Annotated in this window: 10 protein-coding genes and 1 pseudogene; 1 reads left to right on the top strand and 10 read right to left on the bottom strand. The window is 73.0% G+C overall.

Going from position 1 to position 22,702, the window contains the following annotated elements:
- The 9 genes and pseudogenes from ABT057_RS44540 to eccD form a co-directional block, all read right to left on the bottom strand.
- Positions 1-9,039: pseudogene (locus tag ABT057_RS44540) on the bottom strand (hypothetical protein); the annotation flags it as partial.
- A 7-nt stretch (positions 9,040-9,046) separates the two neighbouring features.
- Positions 9,047-9,382, bottom strand: coding sequence for a hypothetical protein (locus ABT057_RS44545; protein WP_352350252.1), 336 nt, complete (start codon positions 9,380-9,382; stop codon positions 9,047-9,049).
- A 6-nt stretch (positions 9,383-9,388) separates the two neighbouring features.
- The gene (locus ABT057_RS44550) at positions 9,389-9,847 is read right to left on the bottom strand and encodes a YbaB/EbfC family nucleoid-associated protein (RefSeq protein ID WP_352350253.1); all 459 of its coding nucleotides are present in this window, start codon (positions 9,845-9,847) and stop codon (positions 9,389-9,391) included.
- Positions 9,848-9,881: 34 nt separating this feature from the next.
- Positions 9,882-12,515, bottom strand: coding sequence for an AAWKG family protein (locus ABT057_RS44555; protein ID WP_352350255.1), 2,634 nt, complete (start codon positions 12,513-12,515; stop codon positions 9,882-9,884).
- Positions 12,516-12,593: 78 nt separating this feature from the next.
- The gene (locus ABT057_RS44560) at positions 12,594-13,037 is read right to left on the bottom strand and encodes a type VII secretion system-associated protein (protein ID WP_352350257.1); all 444 of its coding nucleotides are present in this window, start codon (positions 13,035-13,037) and stop codon (positions 12,594-12,596) included.
- Positions 13,038-13,185: 148 nt separating this feature from the next.
- Positions 13,186-13,509, bottom strand: a complete 324-nt coding sequence (locus tag ABT057_RS44565) for a WXG100 family type VII secretion target (RefSeq protein WP_152889135.1) — start codon at positions 13,507-13,509, stop codon at positions 13,186-13,188.
- Between the two features lie 89 nt (positions 13,510-13,598).
- Positions 13,599-13,937: a hypothetical protein gene (locus ABT057_RS44570; protein WP_352350259.1), complete on the bottom strand. Its 339-nt coding sequence runs from the start codon at positions 13,935-13,937 to the stop codon at positions 13,599-13,601.
- Positions 13,938-14,052: 115 nt separating this feature from the next.
- Positions 14,053-15,645 carry a type VII secretion protein EccB gene (gene eccB, locus ABT057_RS44575; RefSeq protein ID WP_352350261.1) on the bottom strand — a complete coding sequence of 531 codons (1,593 nt, stop codon included), beginning with the start codon at positions 15,643-15,645 and terminating at the stop codon, positions 14,053-14,055.
- Positions 15,646-15,742: 97 nt separating this feature from the next.
- Positions 15,743-17,143, bottom strand: coding sequence for a type VII secretion integral membrane protein EccD (eccD, locus tag ABT057_RS44580; RefSeq protein WP_352350263.1), 1,401 nt, complete (start codon positions 17,141-17,143; stop codon positions 15,743-15,745).
- A gap of 288 nt (positions 17,144-17,431) precedes the next feature.
- On the opposite strand from eccD, the gene eccCa reads away from it, so the two are divergent.
- Positions 17,432-21,391, top strand: coding sequence for a type VII secretion protein EccCa (gene eccCa, locus ABT057_RS44585; protein ID WP_352350320.1), 3,960 nt, complete (start codon positions 17,432-17,434; stop codon positions 21,389-21,391).
- Positions 21,392-21,460: 69 nt separating this feature from the next.
- Here the strand turns inward: eccCa and ABT057_RS44590 are convergent, their stop codons facing one another.
- Positions 21,461-22,663 carry a S8 family serine peptidase gene (locus tag ABT057_RS44590; RefSeq protein ID WP_352350265.1) on the bottom strand — a complete coding sequence of 401 codons (1,203 nt, stop codon included), beginning with the start codon at positions 22,661-22,663 and terminating at the stop codon, positions 21,461-21,463.
- Positions 22,664-22,702: the final 39 nt, after the last annotated feature.

The raw sequence follows: 22,702 nt of genomic DNA on the forward strand, positions 1-22,702 counted from the left end.
GATGTGGAGGAGGTCGCCGTTGGGGAGGCGGTGGCCGGGGTTGTTGTAGTAGTCCTGGACGCCTTGGGCGAGTTTGGCGTGGACGGCGGTGCTGTCGCCGTCGCCGCGGTAGGCGATGGTGACGGTGAGGTCGGTGATCGTGTCGCCTTCGTGGCGGAAGCGGCGGACGTCGAAGCCTGACGGGACGGTGAAGCGGGGCGTGTGGTCCAGGCGCATCCGGGGCCGTGTGGACGGTCCGGCCTCGGCGGCCGTGTCGTCCTGACCGGACGCGGGCTGTGTTTCCGCCAGGGCGAGTTCGACCTCGCGCAGGGCCTCGGCGAGGACGGCGGCCTGCCGGTCCAGCTCCTCCCTGAGCTCGAACTCCCTCCGGCGGTACTCCTGTTCCTCCTGCGCCGCCCTGGTGAGGTCCGACGCCTCGGTGTGGAACCGCTGCCATGCGGTCGTCGCCTCCGGGTCGAGTCCCGAAGGCTGCCCGGCGGCGTCGAAGTTCCAGAAGTGGATCGTGCCGTCCTCGTACCGTACGGCCAACTCGACCGGCTTCTCGGCCGTGGCCGCGGTCTGCGACGCGGCGAACAGAGCGCGGCCCAGCTCCTGCGGATCCGGCCGGACGGGAGTCCCGTCCCCGGTCGCCGGGTCGGCGCCGATCGCCAGCCACAGCTGGGCCTCCGGGTCGGCGGGGTCGATCTGTGCCGCCAGCAGATCGGGCAGGGCGTCCAGCGGATGCGTGCGCCAGTCCCTCAGGTCCGCGGCGGCTCCCGCGGTCGACACCGCCAGGTCGGCGCCGGCCTGCACCATGGAGGCTAGGTCGTAGACCTGCGGATGGGTGCGGGGCGGGGTGATGCCGTGGCCGAGAACGTCCCGTTCCGCGACGCGCACGGTGGCGGTGCCGGTGACGTGCCGGGTTCCCTCCGGCCCCCGCACGGTCAGATGGGTGTCGACCAGCGCCTCATAGGTACGGGTGCCGTGCGAACCGTCCGCGGGGGCCGTCGTCGTCCCCGTCTTCAGCCATTCGCGGCGTCCCCCGGACGCACCGGTCGTGCTGCCCGTCGTCTGGGGCTGGCGGGCCAGGACCGGGATCGTGGCTCCGCCGGCCGCCTGGTTGTCGTCGTCGTGGCTGTAGACGGCCTGGAAGCTGATCCCGCCCGTCGTCGCGCCGTTGGACGCGGAGCCGCCTCCGGTGTTGCTGACGCGGAGCCGGTCCAGGGTCACGTCGGACGCCTCGGTGACCCGGCGCGGGTTGTGCAGGGTGACCGACAGGGAGGGAGGGGTGTCGGGGGCCGACTCGAACGGATAGGCGCCGGGCATGCTGTCCGTCAGCCCGGCCGCGGTGCGCGGGTGGTCCAGGCTGATCTCGCCGGCCTGGATCAGCTCGCCGATCCGGACCGCTGTGCTCTCGGCGGACGTGGACGTCTCCAGCGACCGCCAGGTGCGGTTCTGTCCGGGGGCGACGGTGTTCAACGCGGTGGTCAGCTCCGGCCAGGCGTTGAAGTCGAAGACGGGGGCCGGTCCGGTCGGGACGTAGCGGTTGCCCTTCATGACGGGCGGGGTCTGCGAGACCTCGGGCGGGAGCGGCGGGTCCACCTCCTGGCCCTCGGCGGCCTCGCTGCCGGTGAACCGGAGCGTCACCCGGGCGGGCACGACGGCCGAGCGGGCGGGGCGGTCGCCGAGCGTGCGGCTGATCCAGCCGCCGACCCCGGATCCCGATCCCGTGTCCGGCTCGCCGGCCGACGGCAGGAACCAGCCCTGCACCATGCCGCCCAGCACGTTCGGCGGCCAGTCCGCGACCAGCTCGGAGCGGACCCCGACCTGGTAGTCGTACTCCAGGTCGAAGTCGGCGACGCTGTCGGTGCGCAGCCAGAACCGGTCCTCGTCGGCGGCGGTGGACTTCGTGCCGTGGCTGCGGGCGGTGGCGGCGCTCAGCGCCGGGCCGCTGCGGTCGGTACGGGTGTCGTGGCCGGGCTGCGGATAGCGGGTGGTGGGGTTGAAGGCGAGGGTGTGCTGGGCGGTGTCCGTCGTCCCGGTGGCGACCCCCGCCGGCTGGTGCGCGTGGTACTGCTCGAGTCCGGTGCCCGCACCGGCGTTCCGCCCGCGGATGGTGCGCCGTTCCTCGGCGTCGGCGCGCGGTCCGGCGGACAGGGTGACCTCGACCAGCCGGGCGCCGCCCTTGGCCAGATGCCGGAAGTGGAAGCGCTGCACGCCCCTCGGGCCGCGTCCGGGCAGGGCGCGCAGACCGGTGGGGGAGGTGTAGTCGGCGATCCGGGACGCCACGCCGGGAAGGTAGGAGGCGTGGCCCGGCTGGGTGACGCCGGGGGCCTCCGCCTCGACCAGCGCGATCAGCTCGTCGTAGAGGCGATTGCGGCGTTCCACCGGCTTCGGTGGGGCCGGGCGGTCGCCGGACTCCGCGGGAACGGGGTCGCCTGTGGCTGCGGGGGCGTCGGAGCGCGCGTCGGACGGGGTGTCGGACGGGGGTGTCGCGGTCGGGTCTGCCGGGGTGTCCGCCGTTGGCGTGGGGCCTGTCGGCTCGTCGTCCAGGGCGTCGCCCGGGGCGTTCTGCGGGGCGCCGAGCTGGGTGACGGACAGTACGCCGGCCAGGCCCGGCTCTCCCGTGCGGGCGAAGCGGCCGGGCAGGGGCACGTCCTCCTCCGCCTGCTGCGGGCGGGGAAGACCTTCGACGCCGGTGAACCACTCCTGATGGCGGGCGAGTTGGCCGTCCGTCATCAGGAACTGCACGGCCTGCGGCAGTTCCACGGCAATGGTGACCGGCTGCCCGCTGCCCAGGCCGAGGGTGTTGCCGACCACGTTGCGGGTGCCGCCGCGCACGGTGACCAGGAGCAACGCGTCGGCGTTGATGCGGTGTTCGTCGCCGCTCTCGGTGCTCGTGCGGTTCACGGCGGTCACGGTGGACAGGGTGGCCGAGTCCTCCGACTTCGCGGTGTACGTGTACTTCGCGGACGGCCCGAAGACGTCCGGCCGCTTCGGCGGGGCGACGGCGGGATCGGCCGACTTGGCCACCGCGGGCGTCCTGGTGCCGGTCAGGGCCGCCCCGCCCTGGTGGGAGCCGGCGACGGACTTCTGCTGGGCGGCGGTGTCGGAGGAGGAGACGCCGGTCTCCAGATACTGCTTGGCGCTGTGCATCAGCCGGGGGTTGCGCAGCACGCCGCTGATCTCCAGGGAGTACTCCTGGTCGGCGCCGAGGCCGGGCAGGGTGACCCCCTCGATCACATAGCTGCCCTTGAAGATCTGGTGCCCGCGCGCGGTGAGGTTCGCCGGGGAGAGAGCCGCCTGCCGCACCTCGGCGGCGAGCGTGGTCGGGTCGGCGGCGCTCTGGCCCGCCGCGGCGGCGGCCACCAGGGACGCCGCCGACTTCAGGATGTCCGGGCTCATACCGCTGACGGCGGCGCCCAGGCTGGTCGCCCAGCCGGGCTGCGGACGGCCGGGATGGGTGCCCGCCGCTATCCGGCGCACCGCCTCCTGGAGGTCGCCGGAGCCGTGGAACACGTCCAGGACCGCGTCGTCCGGCAGTTTGACGATCCCCGCCAGCGGGCGGCCGTCGGGCCCGGTCGTGGCCAGCGCCGCCCGGTCGTCCTCGGTCGCCTCGCGGATCTGCGCGTCCTGCGGGCGCGGGGCCGGTTCCGCGGCGGCCGCGAGGGTGCGGTGGTGCGGTACGGCGACCCTGACCGTGCCGGTGACGGCCGTCGGCGGGGGACCGGCCGGGGGCGGGGTCTCGCCCGGTGCGACGTACGAGGCGGCGGCGGTGTGCTCGGCGAAGCGCACTGCGGGCTCCGCGCCCGGGCCGTCGTACAGGTCGAGCGTGAACCGCGCCGGGATGTCGAAGACCTCGCTGCCCTGGTTCGAGCCGATGAAGAACTGGTCGTGGTTGAGGCCCGCGCCGACGGTGCCGGTGTGGGAGATCTGGCCGGCGTAGGCGTAGTCGGCGCCGGCGCCGAGGGTGCCCGAGCCGCCGCCGGGGGAGCCCACGGGGCCGCTGACGCTGCCGCCGGGACCGGCCGTCCAGCCGTAGCCGGAGGACTGCTGTTCCGTGCCGCTCATGCCGAAGGAGGTCAGGCCGATGTTCTGGACGGCGGGCAGGGTGCGCATATGCCGCGCGGGCGGCGGGCCCGAGGGGCGCGCCGGCGCCTCGGCCGGGCCGGGGTCCGCGGGGGCCGGCTGCGGCGTCGTGTCACGGGCGGCGTTCAGGTCGAGCCGGATACGACGGGTCCCGGTCGGGGTGGGCTTGTCCATCCACAGGGCGTGACCGCCGTCGACCATCGCGTCGGCGGCGGCCCGCAGCCCGACGTCCGAGCGGGCCTGCTCGAACCGGCGCAGGTTGTTCAACTGGGCCTGGGTCAGGGCTTCGTCGGGCAGCACCGTGGTGCGGCTCGTCGTGGTCGTGGACGCCGGCAGGAACCCGTTCGCCCGCAGCCAGACCTCGGCGTGGGCGAACAGCTGTTGCGGACCGTCGACGGCCAGCGGGGCCGCGGTGATGCCGATGCTCTGCAGATGCTCCAACTCCGGTGGCAGCGAACGGAGTTCCTCGCCCTCCGGGACCTTCCCCGCGGCATCGGACTTGGCCAGCAGGCGCAGCTGCATGCCCTCGGCCCAGGGCCCGAACTCCTGAGGGCTCTCCCCGCCGCCGGGGCGCACGAGGGTGACGGTGTGCCGCACCTCCGCGGGCGTCAGCAGGTGGCTGCGGTTGCTGCGCAGGGCGTGCAGGACGGACGCGCTGCCCCCGTTGTTGAGGGTGTCGCTGGTCTGCCAGCGCACCCCGCCCTTGCCCATGACGGAGCCCGCGACCTTGCCGGAGGCGTCGGGATGTCCCGCCGCGCGGCTGCCGGTGAACGCCGGTCCCACGCCGAGGTCGACGCCCACGGCGTTGGTGACCTTGGCCTGCCCGTCCACCTTGACCGTGTTGACGAGATGACTCTCCAGGTTGATCTTGGTGTCCTGGCTCTGGTGCGTGGGCGTGCCCGGGGTGACCTCCGTGGTCACCTTCAGCATGCCGACGGCCCGTCCGCGCGAGTCCAGCAGCAGCGGCGAGAAGATGCCGCCCGACCGTTGCATGGGCAGCGTGCCGCGCAGCACCGGCTCGGAGAGGAACGCCTCCAGCGCCTCCGCGGACGAGTCGGAGAGGGTGGCGAGATCGTCGTGGAAGGCGCTGTTCACCATCTCCAGGAGCTGGTGCGGCTCCTTGACGGTGTCCACGCCCCATACCGGCAGCTCGTCCAGATCGGCGGGCTGCGGCAGCGGCTCGTCGGTCTCCCGCTGCGCGGCCAGATGCTCCGGGAACCAGACGGTGACCGGCCCGAGTTCGGACGCGGGGCCCCAGTTGTCGGTCGGCGCCATGCGCGGGGTGTCGACCCGCGCCTGCCAGCTCGATCCGTAACTGAAGGCGTGCGACAGCTCGTTGCTGCGCTGGGCCGTCGTCGTCTGCACGGTCTGGGTGACCGACGTCGACAGCGACAGCTGATTGTGCGTCAGAGCAAGTGACGGGCCGAAGTCCACCCCGCGCACCGGCCCGGCGGCCGGGATCGGCAACGTCGCCGACCAGGGCACCGACAGCGTCCGGACGGTTCCCGAGGACTCCGTGTCGCCGGACTCCTGCGCGCCGACCCCGCGCCGTTCGACGCGCACGTCCGGGTCCGAGGGGTCCCGCGTGCCCTGGCGGGGCGAGGGCGCCGGGCCGTGCAGGGACAGCCGTACGTCGACGGTCCGCCGCCGCCCGCCGACGTCCACGGTCAGACGGTGCCCCATGCTGCTCAGCAGATAGGGCAGGTTGAGCACCAGCTGCTCGCCGCCGAGGTCACGGCGCAACTGCTCGCGCACGGGGTGCGTCGCCTGCTGCTCCGCCGGAACGCCCAGCAGGTTCAGCACATGCTGGTGCAGGCCCTCCACGATCCGCGCCGGCAGCGGCTCCACCTGGACCAGTCCCACGTTGCCGTCGCGTCGGCTGCCGTAGGTCTGGACGTACGACGACGGGACGACCGGCGCGAGCGGGTCGGCGCCCTGGGACCGGGCGCGCCGGGGCATCGAGCCGACCGGGTCGTCGGGGCCGCCGACGAGGGCGCTGAGCAGGGAGAGGTGGCGGGGGCGCAGACCGCCCTGGGCGTAACTTCCCTGCTGTTCCTCGGGGACGTCCTCGGCGACGGGGCGCTGGTGGACGCCCATCAGGCTGCCGTCGACGTGGGGGCGCTGCGGCGCGGTGGCGTCGCGGTTCTCGTCGCGCAGACCGAGCTGGTGGCCGATCTCGTGGGCGAGGTCCTGTGCGGTGGCGTCGGAGCGCCAGGTGTGCTGTGAGGTGCGCGGCCCGGGGTCGGAGCCCGTCAACTCCACCGTCAGATGCGGCTGCCGGCCGGCGACCGCGGGCACCACGGTGACGTGCAGGCGTTCTCCGGTGGCGAGGCGGTGGCCCGGATCGTTGAACGTCTGCTGCACTCCGGCCGTCATCCGGTCCCACAGCGCCCGGCTCTCGGCGTCGGTGACCGTGTCGGCGCCGGTGAGGGCGAGCTCGACGGTGAGGTCCACGACCGTCTCGCCGTCATGGGTGAAGCGGCGGACGTCGAAGGAGGAGTCGACGGTGTAGCGGGTGGGCCGGTCGTCGGCGGTCAGGGGCGTGGAGACCGGGTCCGTCCAGGTGTGACTGCGGGTGACGGGCGGCACGGCGGACCGTGCGGCGTCCCAATCCGAAGTCTTCGGGGCGGACTTGGTCGGTACGGGGGAGGCCGGGGCGGGCTCGGCCGACGCGGACCGCGTTGGCGTCGGGCTCTTGGCCGCGGGACTCTTCGGCGCTGGACTCTCGGGCGCCGACAGCTTTGGTGCGGATGTGGTCGCGAGGGGCGTCGGCGGAGCGAAGGACGAGGACGTCGTCACCGGGTCCGCGGCGGTGTCGGAGGTCGTCGGTGAACTCTCCGCCTCGGACGACGTGGTGACCGTGTCCGCGGCAGCTGGCCCTTCGGTGGGCGCGGCCGATTCGGACCGTGTGCGGACGGGCGTGGGGGCGGCTGTGGAGGCGGAGTCCTCGCCGGGGTCGCCCTCGGTCCCGGAACGGCGTGGTCCGGCGCCGGGGCGTGCCGGCTGCGGGCTGGTCCGGGACGGCTCAGGCGAGGGCGCGGCCGAACGCGGCATGTCCCGGCCCTCGGCACTGGTCGTCGGCGGAGCGGTGGCCGGCCCGGGCTCCGTCTCCTGGACGACGTCCGCGGCGCCGTTCGTGTCGCCGTTCGTGTCGGACCCGCTGATCTCCGACGGGGACGTCGTCGTGGTCGTGGACGTCGTCTCGGGCCGGGCCGCGGACGCGGGGGAGGAGTCGGGCGTGGACCCGGCCGCCGACTCGGTGTCGGAGGCGTCCCTCATGCCCTTGTTCGCGCGCTGCGGCGAGGCCGTGCCGCTCGCCGGACTTGCCTGCCCCGTTCCGTGCCCCTGCGCCGAGCCTGCGCCGCTGGGCGTGCCGGAGGTCGTGGCGATGGGCGGGGCGGCAGTCGTGCCGACGGTCGGAATCGCCCCGTCGCTCCCCGCGGAGGCGGCCTCCTGAGTGCTGGTGCCGGTGCCGGTGGCTGTGTCTTGTCGGCTGGAGTCGGCGCCCCCGCCGGTCGTCTCCTGCGTCGGCGCGGTCTCGCCCGTGCTCTGGTCTGTGCTCTCGTCCGCGCTTTCGTCCGTGCCGGAGGCCGCCGGATCTTCCTGTGCCGCGTCGGAGTCGTCGTCGCGCTGCTGGGCGCCGGTGGTCGTGCCGGGCCGGGCGCCGCCGCTCTGCGGAGTACCGCTGCCGCTGCCGGTCGTCGGGGGCGCGGAGGTGGAGGAGGAGGTGGGGACCGTGCCGGTGCCCGCGCCGCCCCCGCGGGGAGTGGTGACGGTCGACGTCGAGAGGTTCGGCGTGCCCGTTCCCGACGGGTCGGCGGAGGACGTCGTCGGCACCGTCTCCCGTGCGCGGTCGTCGTCGCTCTCGTCCCGCCCGGCGTTCTGCCTGCCGGTCGCGGAGTCGTCGTCGCCGGTGACCGGCAGGACGTTGACACTGCCGAAGTCGAACCCGGACCCGAACGCGCCGCCGAACTTCCCGGCCGCCGCGAACAGCGCCGATCCGACCACGGAGCTGACGCCCGCGCCGATGAACGTGTCCGCGCTGCCCTCCCACTTCCCGTGCAGCACGCCGTTGACGACGATCTCGGCCACGGCCTCCGAACCGCCCGCCACCAGGAACTCGTTGGCGCCGTCGCCGGTCCCCCGGACGAACCGGTCGCCGGCGGACCGAGTCGGCGGCGGATCGTCGAACTTGGAGGTGACGTCGTCGGTGATGTTCTTGGTGTTGTTCTTGCCGAACCGGCTTCCGTCCGGCCCGTCCAGGATGTTGCGGAAGCCCTTGCCGAGGTTCTTGGTCAGGGACTCGAACGCGCCGTGGAACATGCTGGTCACGGCGCCGAAGAAGCCGTCCTCGACGATCTGCTTCCAGTCGAAGCCGTCGGGCCTGCGGCCGGGCGGGGCCAGGGTCATCATGGCGAGCCGGACCACGAAGGTCTGGAACGCCTCGTCGAACGCCTCCGACAGGCTCGGCAGCAGATGCGTCCGCTTGAGCAGCTGGTCCAGGGTGGCGAGGATCGTCACCCGGCTGCGGGCCTTGGCGGTCGCGGCCTGGCTGGACGAGGCCCCGCCGGTGAAGAACGACAGCGCCGCGATGATGGCCAACTCGATGAGCAGGCGAACCAGTTCGGCGATGATCGACCACTTGGCCTCCATGATGTCCATGGAGATCTTGATCCGGCCGTCGCCGACGTCGTCCAACTGCCTGGCGAACTCCCGCAGGTAGTTCGTTCCGCCGTTGTCCACGAACAGCCGCATGGCCCGGACGTACTGCTGGCCGACCTGCGGGGGCAGTGCCTGGCCCACGCCGAAGACCGACTGTTCGATCAGATCGGACAGTTCGCGGACGTTCTTGCCGAGCCGCTTGTAGGGCTGGTGGCTCCGGTAGGCCAGGTCCTCGTCCGCTTGCATCATCTTCTCGCCGATGAGCACGAAGAGCAGGTTGTTGAGTTGGGGCGAGACGATGATGCTCATCGCAGTGTCAGTGCTTTCCGCGGCGGGCCGAGTTGATCGAGTCGAGCACGCCGCTCTGGGTGGTGCGGATGTTGTCCAGGTTGGCCAGCGTGCCGTCGGCGACCCCGGTCACCGCCTCGACCAGCGAGGTCCCGGTGTCCACCGCCATCGTGCGCTCGCGCCTCTCCTGCGGGATCACCTCCTCGGCGAAGCTGTCGTCGTGGCCGGGCCAGCCGACCGTGGCGTTGAGGCCCATGGTGAAGTCGCGGAGCATCTCGTGGGCGAGCGTGCTGATCTGGTCGATCTGGCGCACACCGGCCGCCAGTCGGTCGGGCTCGGCGTAGTACGCGTTTCCTTCGCTCATCGCTGATCAGTCCTCCTGGTCCTCGTGGATCTCGTCGAGCAGTCGGCGCGACGAGGCATGGCGGTCCCCGCCCGAGGGGCCGTCGAGGACCCCCGGGCCGAAAATCTTTTTCCAGTCGATGTTCACGCCCGGCAGTTCGGGCACGGACTCGTGCGGCCGGGTGAACGGCTCGAAGGTCTCCATCACCCGGCGGGCCATGACCGCCCGCGCCTCCTGGGCGGCCTCCAGCACGCTCGCGGCCAGTTGTCCGGCCGGCATGGTGCGGTACTTGCCCTCCAGGAAGCGCACGTCGGTCAGATCGCCCTGCGCGCTGACGGTCACCTCGACCGACCGGTCCTGGGAGCGGATCGTGCAGCTGGCGTGGCTCAGCTCCGCCTCCGCCTCCGCCACCGCCGCCGTGGTGGTCTCCAGGTCCGCCATGGCGCGGGCGAGCCGCTGCTCGATCGTCTCCTTCATGTCGCTCATGCCTGTGCCGTCCTTCCCGTCTCCCGCACCGTGCTCAGCGCCCGATCACGGCGGGCGCGCCGCCCTCGTCGGTTCCCCACACGTCCTCGTCCTCCTCCGTCCAGCTGACGCGGGCCCGGTCGCCGCTCTCGGTGGAGCGGCCGTTCTGGCCCGCGCCCGCCGGGTAGACGGATCCGGCGGCGGTGCCGGTCGTCGCGGTCCGGCCCCGCGTCACCACCACGTCCTCGTCCTCGTCCGCGGCCTTCCGGGTCCGGGACCGGCCACGGCCGGCCGCCCCCGGTCCCGCGTCGGTCAGCACGTTGCGGACGCGTTCCCCGTTGTTGCCGTTGCCGCCGCCGGCCCCCGATCCCATGCCGCCCATCCCGCCCATGCCGCCCATGCCCGGGAACAGCGGGCTGCCGCTCCCGCCGGCCGCCGAGTCCGACTCGCCGGTCGCCGCGGCCGTCCCGGCCGACAGATCGGTGCTCCCGGGCGCGCGCACCGTCCCGCCGGACAGCAGCTCCGCCGAACCGGCGTCGTCGTAGTCGGCGTAGCCGGAGTCCCCGTACCCGCCGCTGTCGAGCAGGGAGGAGCCGCTGCCCAGGGTGAGGCCGTCGCCGAGAGCGCCGCCGGAGGAGAGGTTCGACGTCAGGCCGTCCAGGTCCAGGCTGCTGCTCGTGGTCGGCGTCGTGGAGGGGTCGGCGAGGTCGAGGTCGCCGAGGGAGTCGCCGAGACCGCTGCCGATGTTCCCCGTGGTGACCGTGCCGTCGGGGGCGCGGGTGGTGAGCTGTCCGGTCTCCGGGTCGATGGTGGTGGTCGTCCCGTCGGGGAACGTGGTGGTGAGGGTGCCGTCCGGGTTGAGCGTGGTGGTGCTGCCGTCGGGGTTGAGGTGTCCGCCGGGGACGGTCAGGTCGCCGGTGGTGACGGTTCCGTCGGGGGACGTCGTCTTGACGATGCCCGTCTCCGGGTCGAGCAGCTGGGTGGTGCCGTCCGGGTAGCGGGTGGTGAGGGTGCCGTCCGGGTTGAGCGTCGTGGTGCTGCCGTCGGGGTTGGTGAGCGTGGACCCCTTGGTCTTGTCGTTGCCGTCGTCGCTGCCGTTCAGCAGGTTGCCGAGACCGGTGCCCAGGCCGATGCTCCCGGTGCCGCCGAGTCCGTCGCCCAGCCCGTCGCCCAGTCCGCCGCCGAGGTCGCTGAGGCTGTCGCCGAGTCCGTCGCCGAGATCGCTGAAGCTGTCGCCGAGTCCGTCCCCGAAGTCGCTGAGGCTGTCGCCGAGTCCGTCCCCGAGGCTGCTGAAGTTGGCGCCGAGCCCGTCGCCCAGGTTGTTCAGCCCGTCGCCCAGGTTGTCGCCGAGGTCGTTCAGCCCGTCGCCGAGGTTGTCGCCCAGGTTGGTGAGGTTGTTGCCGAGGTTGTTCAGCGCGTTGTTGTACTCCTCCTGCTGCCGGTTCGCCTCGTCCTCGGCGATCTGGCGCCGGTCGTCCTCGTACGACTCGGTCAGCGTCGAGGTGTCCTTGGTACGGATCTCACTGAAGGCGTCCGAGACATCGCTCCACGCCGTCTTGAGCGTGGTGAGCGAGACCTGGGCCGCGGCGACGAGGACGTCCTCCACGTGCTTGTTCCACCGGGTCACGGCCTCGTCGCCGATCTTCACCCAGGTGGCCATGTCGCGGAGGTTGCCGTAGGTGGGATGGTGCTGGACGAACCCGGCGTCGGTGTTGTAGTCCGCCCCCGCCTCGCTGGAGGTCACCGTGGTGTGTCTGATCTGGTTGTCCAGCACCCACACGGAGACCTCCTGGAGGACCTCCATCAGGATCTGGTGCGGATCGTGCCTGCCGTTGGTCGCCCAGGTGTCCCAGGCGTCGCTGAGCGCCTTGGCCTCCGTCATGAGGGCCGTCTGGGCGGTCGCCAGCGCCCGGGCGAGCTTCGACTTCGGCACATGACCGTTGAGCATGGCCGCCGCGGTCCCTGTGCTGTCCTCGGTGAGCTGTTCGACATAGCTGTCGTAGTTCTTGTGGAGCTGGTGGACCAGCTGCCAGAACAGGCCGGCCGCCTGGCCGTGCCAGGCGGCGTTCTCCTCCCCGAGGGACGTCTCCCACTGCTTCAGGATCGCCGCGTGGTCCTCGAAGAACTTCAGCCCCCGGTCGTAGGCCATTGCGGTGCGCTCGAAGGAGTCGACGTCGACGGCCTCGGTGTCCTGGACGCTCAGGCCGCTGAACTCGAAGTGCCGGGTGGTGCGGTCGGCGCGCAGCGCGTTGATCGCGGCCTTCGACCCGCTCTGGTACTGCTGGAGCAGGCTCAGGTCCCACTCGTTGCCCAGGACGCCGGTGAACTTTCCGGCGCTCCACAGCTCGCCCGCATGGAGCAGCCGTCCGGTGCCGTCTTCGTCGGGTATGCCGATGAAGACGATGGTCGCCTGGTACAGGGTGCCGCCGGAGCGCTTGCCGTCGCCGCCCGCCTCGACGAACGCCAGGTCGTAGTCCTCGCCCTTCTGGGTGTGCCAGCCCACCAGGGCGGTGAAGTTGTTCACGGTCAGCTCGGTCGACGCCAGGATCTCGAAGCCCAGCCGCATCAACGGCACGCCCTCACTGCTCTTGAGGGTGTCGAACAGCTTCTTGCGACTGGGGACGTTGTACCCGGTGTAGAGGGTGACCGCCTGGCCCCAGTAGTCGCCGGGATCGGAGGTGACTGGCATGACGGGACTCCGCTGGGTGGAGGGAGGCGGGCGTGCAGGAGGGGGCGCCGGCGGCGCAGTGCCGGGGGAGGCCGCGGCTCAGTCTTCGGAGTCCGACGAGCCTTCGAGGTCTTCGTCGACCCCGGACCAGACGTCCAGGAACTTCTCCCCGCTGATGTTCTCCAGGGAGGAGCCCTGGGTGTTCAGCAGGGTGGTGATGGTGGTCTCCAGGCTGTCGTCGATGTCGTCGAAGAGGAGGCCCTGGTCGCCGAAGACGTCGTCGATCGACTTCGCCGACTTGAGCGCGGCGTCCACCAGCGTCTTGCCGTACACCGTGTCGTCGCCCGTCATCAGACCGATGCCGAGCACCGAGTTCTCCCCGATGTACTGCGAGGGGATCGTGCCCCTGACGATGCTGTGCAGCGCGAGGACCCCGTTGGGGTCGTCCTTGACGATGTTCTTCAGATCGGTGATGAACGTCGCCAGGTCGTGCTCACGGAACTGCTTGAGCTGCTGTCCGTTCAGATGGGTCAGGTCCGCCATGGCGTGGTCCTCGTGGGTGCTCGGTCGGCGAAGGGACGGGGAGAGGGGCTGGGGGAGGAGGCGCGCGGTGGCAGGGGAACCGGACGGGCGGCGCCCTGGTGGCCGTCTGCCCGGTTCACCGGAGGCTCCGTTCCGCGACGCCCCTCGGTCAGCGGCCGATGCGTACTTCGGACCACATCTGGGAGAGCGAGTTCTCGCTGTAGCGGTAGTTGTCGGAGATGTCCGTCAGCAGCGCGGAGTGCGAGGTCAGCAGGTTCTCCATGTTCTTCACCGCCTGGTCCCACGCCGCCTGCTTCTGGCGGTAGACGTCGGCGTCCTCGCCGTACCAGGACTTGACCAGCTCGTTCAGCTCCGCCTCCAGCGACGCCAGCGTGTTCGCTATCGCCTTGGTCTGCTGGACCATGTCGTCGGCGGCGTTGTTCATGTGGTTGTAGTCGACGTAGATGTAACCGTCGGTCAGATTGTCGGGCATGAGGCCTCCTGCTCGATGGGGACCGCGCCACGCGGGCTGCGCGATGGGGACGGTGCGGTAGGGATCCGGACTCCGGGGAAGCGGCTCGCTCAGCCGATGAGCTGGTCGTAGGCCGCCTGCGCCTGGTTGTAGGCCGAGTTGATCGCCTCGTTCGAGGAGCCCTGCGTCTTGCCGTGCTGGGTGAGGCTCTGGTTCAGCTTGTCGACCATGTCCTCGAGACTGCGCAGAATGCTGTCGCACTGCTCGTCCCACTGCTTGAGGAGACCGCCGAACTGGCCGCCGTCACTGCCCTGGTAGCCCGTGGACAGGGTGGCGCGGGTGTTGTCCACGTCCTGCCGGGACTTCAGGATGCCACTGAAAGCGCTCTCCAGGGCCTGGATCCCGTTCCGGGTCGCCTGTTCGTTTGACTGCTGACCTGTTCCTGCCATGGGTCCGCCTTTCGAGAACTGGGTGCCGACACAACTGCGGCACCAGCGAGCCTAGGCTCGCCGGGGAGAAGCGTGCAATGCGAAGCGATCGGCGCGTCGACGTATTGGCGAATCGTCAACTTCCTTTACGTGCTTGCAACTTGTCGTCACCGGCGGCTGTCCCGGTCTGTGCCCCGGGTCCGTCCGCGGCGTCGGCAAAGGCTCCCGCGCAGGTTCGCGCCGACGACGCGGGCGCCGCGCCGGTCGCCGCCTGCGGGCTCAGGTCCGGGCCGGTCGGCACCATCGCCAACAGCGGGGAGGGCAGCCCCTGTACGTCGGACTCCGTCCAACCGAGCGCCGCGAGCCCCTCCTTCGAGCCGACCCGGTACTTCACCCCGTCGTCGGCCACGAAGTACGTGGTGGCGCCGACCGTCCCGCCGCCCGCGCCGAGCGCCCGCGCCAGCACGCCGTGACCGGGCCGGATCACCACCGCGTCCACCGGCAGACAGGCTTGCGCCACCGCGTCGCCGCTGTGCTGGGCGACCGGGGTCAGCGCGCCGGCGGGCACCAGCACCGAGCTGACGCGGACGCCGTCGTCGCCGGGCTGCACCCGTGCGCACGCCGCCCGGCCGTCGGGCACCCGGGCCGCCCGGGGCGGCCTGTCCGGCAGCCCGGCCACCGACGGGTCACGACCGGTGGTGCCCGGCGCCTGGTGGTCCTTGAGCAGGTCCGTGCCGATGGGCAGCGCCGTCGGCGACGCGCCGCCGTACGCCTTCGACCGCACGGCCGGATCGCCCAGCAGCAGCGCCACCGCGGTCGGGGTCACCGGGACCAGGCCGGAGTCCCGCAGCAGGAAGTACTGGACGTCGTCCGGCTCGCCGGAGCCCGTCGCCGTGCCGCCCGGCACCGTCACCTGGAAGACCTGGCCGATTTTGGTCGCCGTGCCGCCCAGCGAGGGACCCTGCTTCCCCAGACCCGTCACCGACGGCGGCGTCAGGGCCGGACCGGGCACGAACGCGTCCAGGAACGCGGCCGACACCGGGCGGGGCGCCACCGAGCTGTAGCCCAGCGAGAGCAGCGCCCCGGACGCGGTGTCGAGCGGCAGCCGACTGCCCTGCCAGATCAGGTACTTCTTCTTGTCCGGGCCGCTGACCAGCAGCGCCTCGTCCGCCCCGAGCGCGGTCGAGTCCAGGGGCGTGCCCGCGGCCAGCGCGGTCAGCGCCCGCGTCGCCGCCCCGTCGCTCCCGGCGTCGCCGGACGTCGTGGCCGTCGCCGAGCAGACCGCCCACGCGTCCGACTCCAGGTCGCCCGCGGAGGGCACCGAGTCCGGCGCCCCCGGGATGCCGACCGCGGCGCCCACCGGGGTGCCCCGCAGCGAGGCCGTCCCCACGTCCGTGGTCTCCAGGTCCGCGCCGCCGATGAGCAGCGCGGAGGAGTAGTTGCGGACCGGCCGCAGCCGTCCGTCGAGGTACAGGTAGCGGGCCCCGGTGTCCCGGTTGACGATCAGGTTCTTCCCGCTGCGCCAGGAGTCGTTGCCGCCCGGCGAGATCAGCCCGAACACCACCGCCCCCGCGGAGATCAGCACCGCGATCACCACGCCGATGCCCGCCCCGCGCGTGGTGCGCCCCAGCGGGCTCTCGGGGGCGTCCGGGTCGGCGAGCAGCATGCCCGAAGTGAGGCGGCCCATGACGAAGGCGTGCGCCTGCACCTGGTCGCGCTTGGATTGCATGAACCGCGGTCCTTCCGGTCAGCCGGTCCGCACCGGCCCCCGCAGTGCGGGGCCGTTCGCGTCGAAGTGGTCCTGCACGTCGTTCCCGTGGCCCGGGTCAGCCGTTGATGGCGCGCAGCGCGGCGAAGACGCCGAGCACCCACAGCGCCAGCGGCAGCAGGGCGATGGCCAGCAGCGACTGCAGCAGCTCCGCAGCCCTGCCCCAGTAGGGCAGCATCCGCCGGCCCGGCACCGTCCAGGAGGCGACCGCCAGCACGGTGGCCGACGCCAGCAGCCCGGCCACCACCGCGGGCCGGTCGGCCGCGGCGGTGTCGGACGTCAGGGCGAACACCAGCAGGGCCACCCCCCAGACGCCGGGCAGCACCAGCGCCAGCCGCTGCCACACGTTGACCATGCCCCGGCCGTGCACCAGCAGCAGCAGGGCGAGCACCGAGGCGGTCAGCGCCTCCGGAAGCGCCGGGTTGCGGGCCAGCGGCGCCAGGCAGCCCGCGCACAGGATGCCCGAGGCGGCGTAGAGGGCGGTCATCCAGCCGCTCGCCAGCTCGGTGCGGGTCGTCACGTCCTCGCCCCGGTAGGGCTCGATGCCCTCCTGGAGCTGCTGCGGGTTGGTCGGCAGGGCCGGCATGCGCATCCCGGCCAGCCGGAACGACAGGGCGGGCACGAAGCCGCCCAGCAGCACGGCCAGCGAGGCCACGGCCGCCGCCGCACCGTCCACGCTCAGGTCGAACAGGCTCATCAGGACGCCGGCGCCCACCCCGGCCAGCGACACCAGCGCCGAGGCCACGAACAGCGGTGTGCGCACGGCCGTCAGGGCGAGGGCGAGCACCGCTCCGCCCGCACAGGCGGCGGCCGCGGCCAGCAGCCGGGCGCCCAGCACCTGGTGGGCCTGGGGGCCCGCGATCTCGCCGCCCGGCTGCAGCCAGCCGGCCAGCGCCAGGAAGGGTCCGGCCATGAACCCGAGCGCGGCGCCGGCCGCCGCGTCGCCGACCGCGCGGCTCGCGGAGGCGGCCCCGGCGAGCAGCAGCAGCCCGGCCACGCCGGCGACGGCGATCCGCGGCCCGGCCGGACCGCCGGGCCACGCCAGCACCGCCAGGGCCAGCGTCAGGGCGGCCACCGCCATGCCGAGCAGCAGTCGCCGGCCGGCCGCCGCGTCCCAGCTGTGCAGCCGGTCCCGGGTCACCGTCGCCATGCCGTCCACCAGGTCGTCGAGCCGGACCTCCGGCAGCGACTCGGTCTGCGGCCGCAGGTACAGGACCTCGCCGTCCTTGAGGTCCAGGGCGGCCAGGGTGGCCTCGTCGTCCAGCGCGGCCCCGCCGAGGCGTTGCAGCACCCAGCCGTCGTGCTCCAGACCGTTCTCCTCGGCCTCCTCGCCCGCGTACTGCAGGACGGTGGGCAGCAGATCGGCCACGGGCACGTCCGAGGGCACGGCCAGGTCGATGGTCCTGGCCGGGGCCCGGACGGTGAGGCGGCACAGGCCCGCAACGGAGCTGTCGGTCATCGTGGGTCTCACGTCTCCATGAGTCGAGCCGGGCGAGGCCGGAGGTCGGGTGCCGAACTGGCAGGGCTCCGACGGGAGTTGGGCCGGTGGCTGCTTGGACGTACGTGTCGTCGCCATGCAGACTACCGATGGGCAGTCGAACAGAATTATGGGCCCCGAACCGACGGCGTGTCACAACGCCGGGGGATCAGCGCCCCGTTCTGCGGCGCGAAGCCCCGATCCCTCTAAGGAGCAGTTGCGTTGAGCGTGGTTCTCTTCCGCAGGCCGGCCCGTCGTCGAGGCCCCGACATGCCCGAGGGCGAGCTGAGCCTGCAGGAACCCCCGACGCTCCCGGAGACCGTGCCGGACAGCTCGGCGGTCTGGACATACCTGCCCATGGCCATGATGTCCGTGTCCATGATGCTGATCTTCATCAGGCCGGGCGGCGGCAACAGCTCCTTCACCTACATCGCGCTGGGCATGATGGTGCTGGCCTCAGGGGCCATGATGGTCGGCCAGGTCATGCGCAAGGCCGGCGAGCGCAAGCAGCGGCTGCGCGGCGAACGCCGGGACTATCTGCGCTATCTCACCCAGATCCGGCGCCAGGTCCACCGGGCCGTCGTCGAACAGCAACTGGCCCTCGCCTGGCGGCATCCGCACCCCCGGACGCTGCGCACGATGGTGCGCACCACCCGGCTGTGGGAACGGCGGGTCAAGGACGAGGACTTCGGCGAGGTCCGGATAGCCGTCGGCGAACAGCAGTTCGCGATGCGGCTCAACCCGCTGTCCACCAAGCCCGTCGAGGACCTGGAGCCGCTCAGCGCGCACGCCCTGCGCCGTTTCATCCGCGCCTACAGCACCGTCCCCGGCCAGCCCATCGCGCTCTATCTGCGGTCCTGGTCGCGGGTGCTGACCCGCGGTGACGAGCCCGCCGCCCGCGCCATGGTCCGCGCGGCGCTGTGCCAGCTCGCCGTGTTCCACCCGCCGGAGGAGCTGTGGATCGCGCTGTGCGTCTCGGACGAGCGGCGCGCGGACTGGGAATGGGTCAAGTGGCTGCCCCACAACCTGCATCCACAGGAGCAGGACGGCGCCGGCGCCGCCCGCATGGTGGCCGGCACCTTCAACGACCTGGAGGACCTGCTGGGCGCCGAGTTCACCGAGCGCCCCGTCTTCGACCCGGACGCGGCGCCGGGCCGGGACGAGCCCTACACCGTGATCGTGGTCGACGGCGTCACCGTGCCCGCCGGTCACCGCCTGGACGGCCCCGGCTTCCGCAACACCGTCGTGCTGGACCTCTCCGGAGCCTTCGCCTGGCGTCCCGGCCGCACCACTCTGCGCCTCGACGTGGCCCCGGCGGCGGTCCGCCTGGTGCGCACCGACCGCAGCCGCAAGGAGCAGACCACCCTCCTCGGCCGTCCCGACCAGGTCGGACCCGTCGCAGCCGAGGCGCTGGCCCGGCTGCTCGCCCCGTACCGCATGAGCCTGGCCGTGGACGTCGCCGAACCCCTCAGCGCCGACGTGCAGCTGACCACCCTGCTCGGCATCCCCGACCTCTACCGGCACACTCCCGACACCCTCTGGAAGCGCCACACGGGGGCCGCCCGGCTACGGGTCCCCGTGGCGGTCGGCGCCGACGGCACACCCGTGGAACTCGACATCAAGGAGTCCGCGCAGGGCGGCATGGGCCCGCACGGCATGCTCATCGGCGCCACCGGCTCCGGCAAGAGCGAGCTGCTGCGCACCCTGGTCCTCGGACTGGCCCTCACCAACTCCTCCGAGACGCTGAACTTCATCCTGGTCGACTTCAAGGGCGGGGCGACCTTCCTCGGCCTGGACGAACTCCCGCACACCTCCGCCGTCATCACCAACCTCGCGGACGAAGTCGCCCTGGTGGAACGCATGCAGGACGCCCTGCACGGCGAACTCATGCGACGCCAGGAGCTGCTGCGCGCGGCCGGCAACTACACCTCCGCCCTGGAGTACGAGAAGGCCCGCACCTCCGGCACCCCGCTGGCGCCGCTGCCCAGCCTCTTCGTCGTCGTCGACGAGTTCAGCGAACTCCTGGCCGCACACCGGGAGTTCATGGACCTCTTCGTGATGATCGGCCGCCTCGGCCGGTCGCTGGGCGTGCATCTGCTGCTCGCCTCCCAGCGCCTGGACGAAGGGCGCATGCACCAGCTGGAGAGCCATCTGTCCTACCGGATCGGCCTGCGCACCTTCTCCGCCATGGAGAGCCGCGGGGTGCTCGGCGTCCCCGACGCCTACCAGCTGCCCTCGCAGCCCGGCGCCGGCTATCTCAAGAGCGGGGTGGAGGCGCTGACCCGGTTCCGCGCCGCCTACGTCTCGGGGCCCTACCGGCGCCGCCGCGGCGCGGCCGTGCAGGCCAGGGTCGCCAGCCAGGTCGTGCCCTGGACGGCCGGCTGGGTGGTCCCGCGGACCTCCGCCGCCCCCGCCCCCCAGCCGGAGGAGGAGACGGAGTCCGCCGAGAGCCTGCTGGCCGTGGCCGTCGACCGGCTGCGCGACTCCGGCCCCGAAGCCCACCAGGTCTGGCTGCCGCCGCTCGACGAGCCGCCCACCCTGGACGCCCTGCTCCCCGGCCTCGAACCCACCGCCGACCGGGGCCTGAGCGCCACCCGCTGGCCCGGCGCCGGCCGGCTCCGCGTCCCCGTCGGCCTGGTCGACAAGCCCTTCGACCAGCGACGCGAGCCGCTGGTGCTGGACCTGTCCGCGGGCGGTGGCCATGTCGCCATCGCCGGCGGCTCGCAGAGCGGCAAGTCCACCGTGCTGCGCGCTCTCCTCGCCTCCCTGGCCCTCACCCACACCCCGGCCGAAGTGCAGTTCTACTGCCTCGACTTCGGCGGCGGCACGCTCTCCTCGCTCGCCGGGCTGCCGCACGTCGGCGGGGTCGCCTCCCGGCTCGACAGCGAGCGGATCAGCCGCACAGTGGCCGAGGTCACCGCCGTCCTCAACCACCGCGAGCAGTTCTTCCTCGACCACGGGATCGACTCCATGGCCGGCTACCGGCGGCGGCGCGCGGCCGGGGAGTTCGCCGACGAGACGCACGGGGACGTCTTCCTGGTGGTGGACGGCTGGGCACAGGTCAAGCAGAACTTCGACCATCTGCTGCCCACCTTCAACCAGCTCGCCACCGGCGGTCTCAACTACGGCATCCACCTGGTCGTCACCACCACCCGCTGGGTGGAACTGAGCGCGCAGGTCCGCGACCAGAGCGCGACCCGGCTGGAGCTGCGGCTCGGCGACCCCATGGACTCCGTGGTGGACGTGCGCAAGGCCGCCGTCGTGCCCCGGCTGCCGGGACGCGGCCTCACGGTCGACGGCAAACTCCACTTCCTCACCGCGCTGCCCCGGCTCGACGGCGTCAGCACCACGGAGGACCTCGTCGACGGCGTCACCGCCCTGGTGGAGAGGACCGCCGCGCACTGGCCGGGCGAGCCCGCGCCCGCCGTGCGGATGCTGCCGCACCGGCTGCCGGCCTCGACGCTGCCCGCCCCCGAGCTGGGCGACGGGCTGCGGCTGCCGCTGGGCCAGGACGAGGAGAAGCTCTCCACGGTGTGGCACGACTTCAGCCGTACCCCGCACCTGGTGGCGGTCGGCGACACCGAGAGCGGCAAGACCAACCTGCTGCGGCTCGTCGCGCAGGCCGTCACCGCCCGCTACGCTCCCAGCGAGGCGCGGGTCCTGGTCGTCGACTACCGGCGCGAGCTCGTGGACGCCGTCCCGCCGGAGTACCAGCTCGGCCACGCCGTCTCCGTCGACGCCCTGAAGGAACTCGTCGCCGGCTCGGCGCGCGCGCTCAAGACCCGGCTGCCGGGGCCGGACATCACCCCCGCCCGGATGCGTCTCGCCGACTGGTGGCAGGGGCCCCGGCTGTTCGTGCTGGTCGACGACTACGACATGGTGGTCGGCAGCAACAACTTCGACCACCCCTTCGCCCCGCTCTTCGACCACCTGGCCCTGGGGCACGAGCTGGGACTGCACGTCGTCGCGGTCCGCTCCGCCACCGGCGCCGGCCGCGGCCTCAACGACCAGCTGCTGCGCCGTCTGGACGAGGTCAACACCCCGGGGGTGCTGCTGTCCTGCCCGCCGTCGGAGGGCTATGTCTTCGGCAACATCAAGCCGCGCAACCTGCCGGCGGGCCGTGCGCAGTACATCGCCCGGCGCAAGGCGAACCTGATCCAGACGGCGCTGGCGCAGCCGGCGGAGCCCGCCGGGGACGGGGAAGGGGAAGGGGAGGGCGGGAACGCCTGACGGAGGGCGCCCGGGGGGCGGGCGTCGTCCGCCCCTCGCCCCCGGGCGTCCGGGCGTCGGCTCCGCCCCTCAACTCCGGGCGCCGCCGGGCTCGTCGGCGCCCGGAGCGCCGGCCGGCCGCCAGTTGCGGGTGCGGGCTCGGGGGAGGGCCAGGGCGGCCCAGACCACCAGGAGGACCAGGGCCGCGCCCGCCGCCGCGAACAGCCCGGCCCGGCGGATCGGCCGGGCCGCGTCGTCCCCGGGCAGCTGCACCGGTGCCTGCGGCTCGGGGGCCGCAGCCCGGCCGGGCGTCTCCGGCGCCACCTCGGTCACGGCCGCGAACGGGTCGAGCCGGGGGACGTCGTCGGGGTAGGCGCTCGAGGTGAGACGGGCGGCCGTCTGCGCGGCCGTGAGGTCCGGGTGGGAGGAGCGCACCAGCGCCGCGGTCCCGGCCGCGTACGCGGCGGCGAAGGAGGCCCCCGAGCCGATGAAGTGCCCGCTGCCGCGCGGACCGATCCCGACCACCCCGTCGCCGGGGGCCGCCAGGTCGGCGGCGCGCGGCAGCAGGGCGTCGTCCGCACGCTGTCCCTGCGCGTCCACGTCAAGCACCGACAGCACACCGGACTGCGCGGCGGGCCAGTACGCCTGCGGGGTCGGCTCCTCGTCCCGGGCCGAGGACCCGGTCGGAGGGTCGGGCACGGCCGCCGCCACCACCAGCACGTCCTTCGCCAGGGCCGCCTCGACGGCCTTCGTCAGCCCGGTCGACCCCTGCGTCAGGGCCGACGAGACGGTGATCACGTCGGCGCCGGCCGCCGTCGCCTCGGCGATCCCCGACGCGACGCTCTGCGCCGTGGCCGCGCCCCGTTCGTCCGTGCCGCGCACCGCGAGGATCCTCGCCCGCTGTGCGACCCCCGCGAACCGCACGCCGTCGACCGTGGCGGCCGCGACCAGCCCCGCGACGAACGTCCCGTGCCCCACGCAGTCCTGGCCCGCCGCCCCCACCGCGGCGACCCGGCCGGACAGGGCGGGCGCCGTCGTGGACACGCCGGTGTCCACCACCGCCACCGTCACCCCGGAGCCGTCCGAGAACGGCCAGGTGCCCGTCAGCTGGAGGCTCCCCTGCTCCCAGGGCACGGTGGTGGCCCGCTGGGCGGAGGCCCCGGTGCAGGCGGCGTCCGCGTCCAGTCGAGCGGGCATCACGGGCAGCCGTACCGGAGCGCCGTCCGCGGCGGCGGCCTCGGGCCCGCTCACCAGCGGGAGCAGGGCTCCCAGGCACAAGGAGACGGTCAACATCCCTGCCGTGCAAGGGAGATGGGCCAGTCGAGGGCGGCG

It is taken from the genome of Streptomyces sp. NPDC002588, from assembly GCF_040295925.1.
GTDB lineage: Bacteria > Actinomycetota > Actinomycetes > Streptomycetales > Streptomycetaceae > Streptomyces.

Bases quoted from the DNA above. Each gene is read 5' to 3' on its own strand.
- ABT057_RS44560 (WP_352350257.1), bottom strand. From the start codon at position 13,037: ATGGCGGACCTGACCCATCTGAACGGACAGCAGCTCAAGCAGTTCCGT.
- ABT057_RS44590 (WP_352350265.1), bottom strand. From the start codon at position 22,663: ATGTTGACCGTCTCCTTGTGCCTGGGAGCCCTGCTCCCGCTGGTGAGC.
- ABT057_RS44570 (WP_352350259.1), bottom strand. From the start codon at position 13,937: ATGGCAGGAACAGGTCAGCAGTCAAACGAACAGGCGACCCGGAACGGG.
- ABT057_RS44565 (WP_152889135.1), bottom strand. From the start codon at position 13,509: ATGCCCGACAATCTGACCGACGGTTACATCTACGTCGACTACAACCAC.
- eccD (WP_352350263.1), bottom strand. From the start codon at position 17,143: ATGACCGACAGCTCCGTTGCGGGCCTGTGCCGCCTCACCGTCCGGGCC.
- eccCa (WP_352350320.1), top strand. From the start codon at position 17,432: ATGCCCGAGGGCGAGCTGAGCCTGCAGGAACCCCCGACGCTCCCGGAG.
- ABT057_RS44550 (WP_352350253.1), bottom strand. From the start codon at position 9,847: ATGAGCGACATGAAGGAGACGATCGAGCAGCGGCTCGCCCGCGCCATG.
- ABT057_RS44545 (WP_352350252.1), bottom strand. From the start codon at position 9,382: ATGAGCGAAGGAAACGCGTACTACGCCGAGCCCGACCGACTGGCGGCC.
- ABT057_RS44555 (WP_352350255.1), bottom strand. From the start codon at position 12,515: ATGCCAGTCACCTCCGATCCCGGCGACTACTGGGGCCAGGCGGTCACC.
- eccB (WP_352350261.1), bottom strand. From the start codon at position 15,645: ATGCAATCCAAGCGCGACCAGGTGCAGGCGCACGCCTTCGTCATGGGC.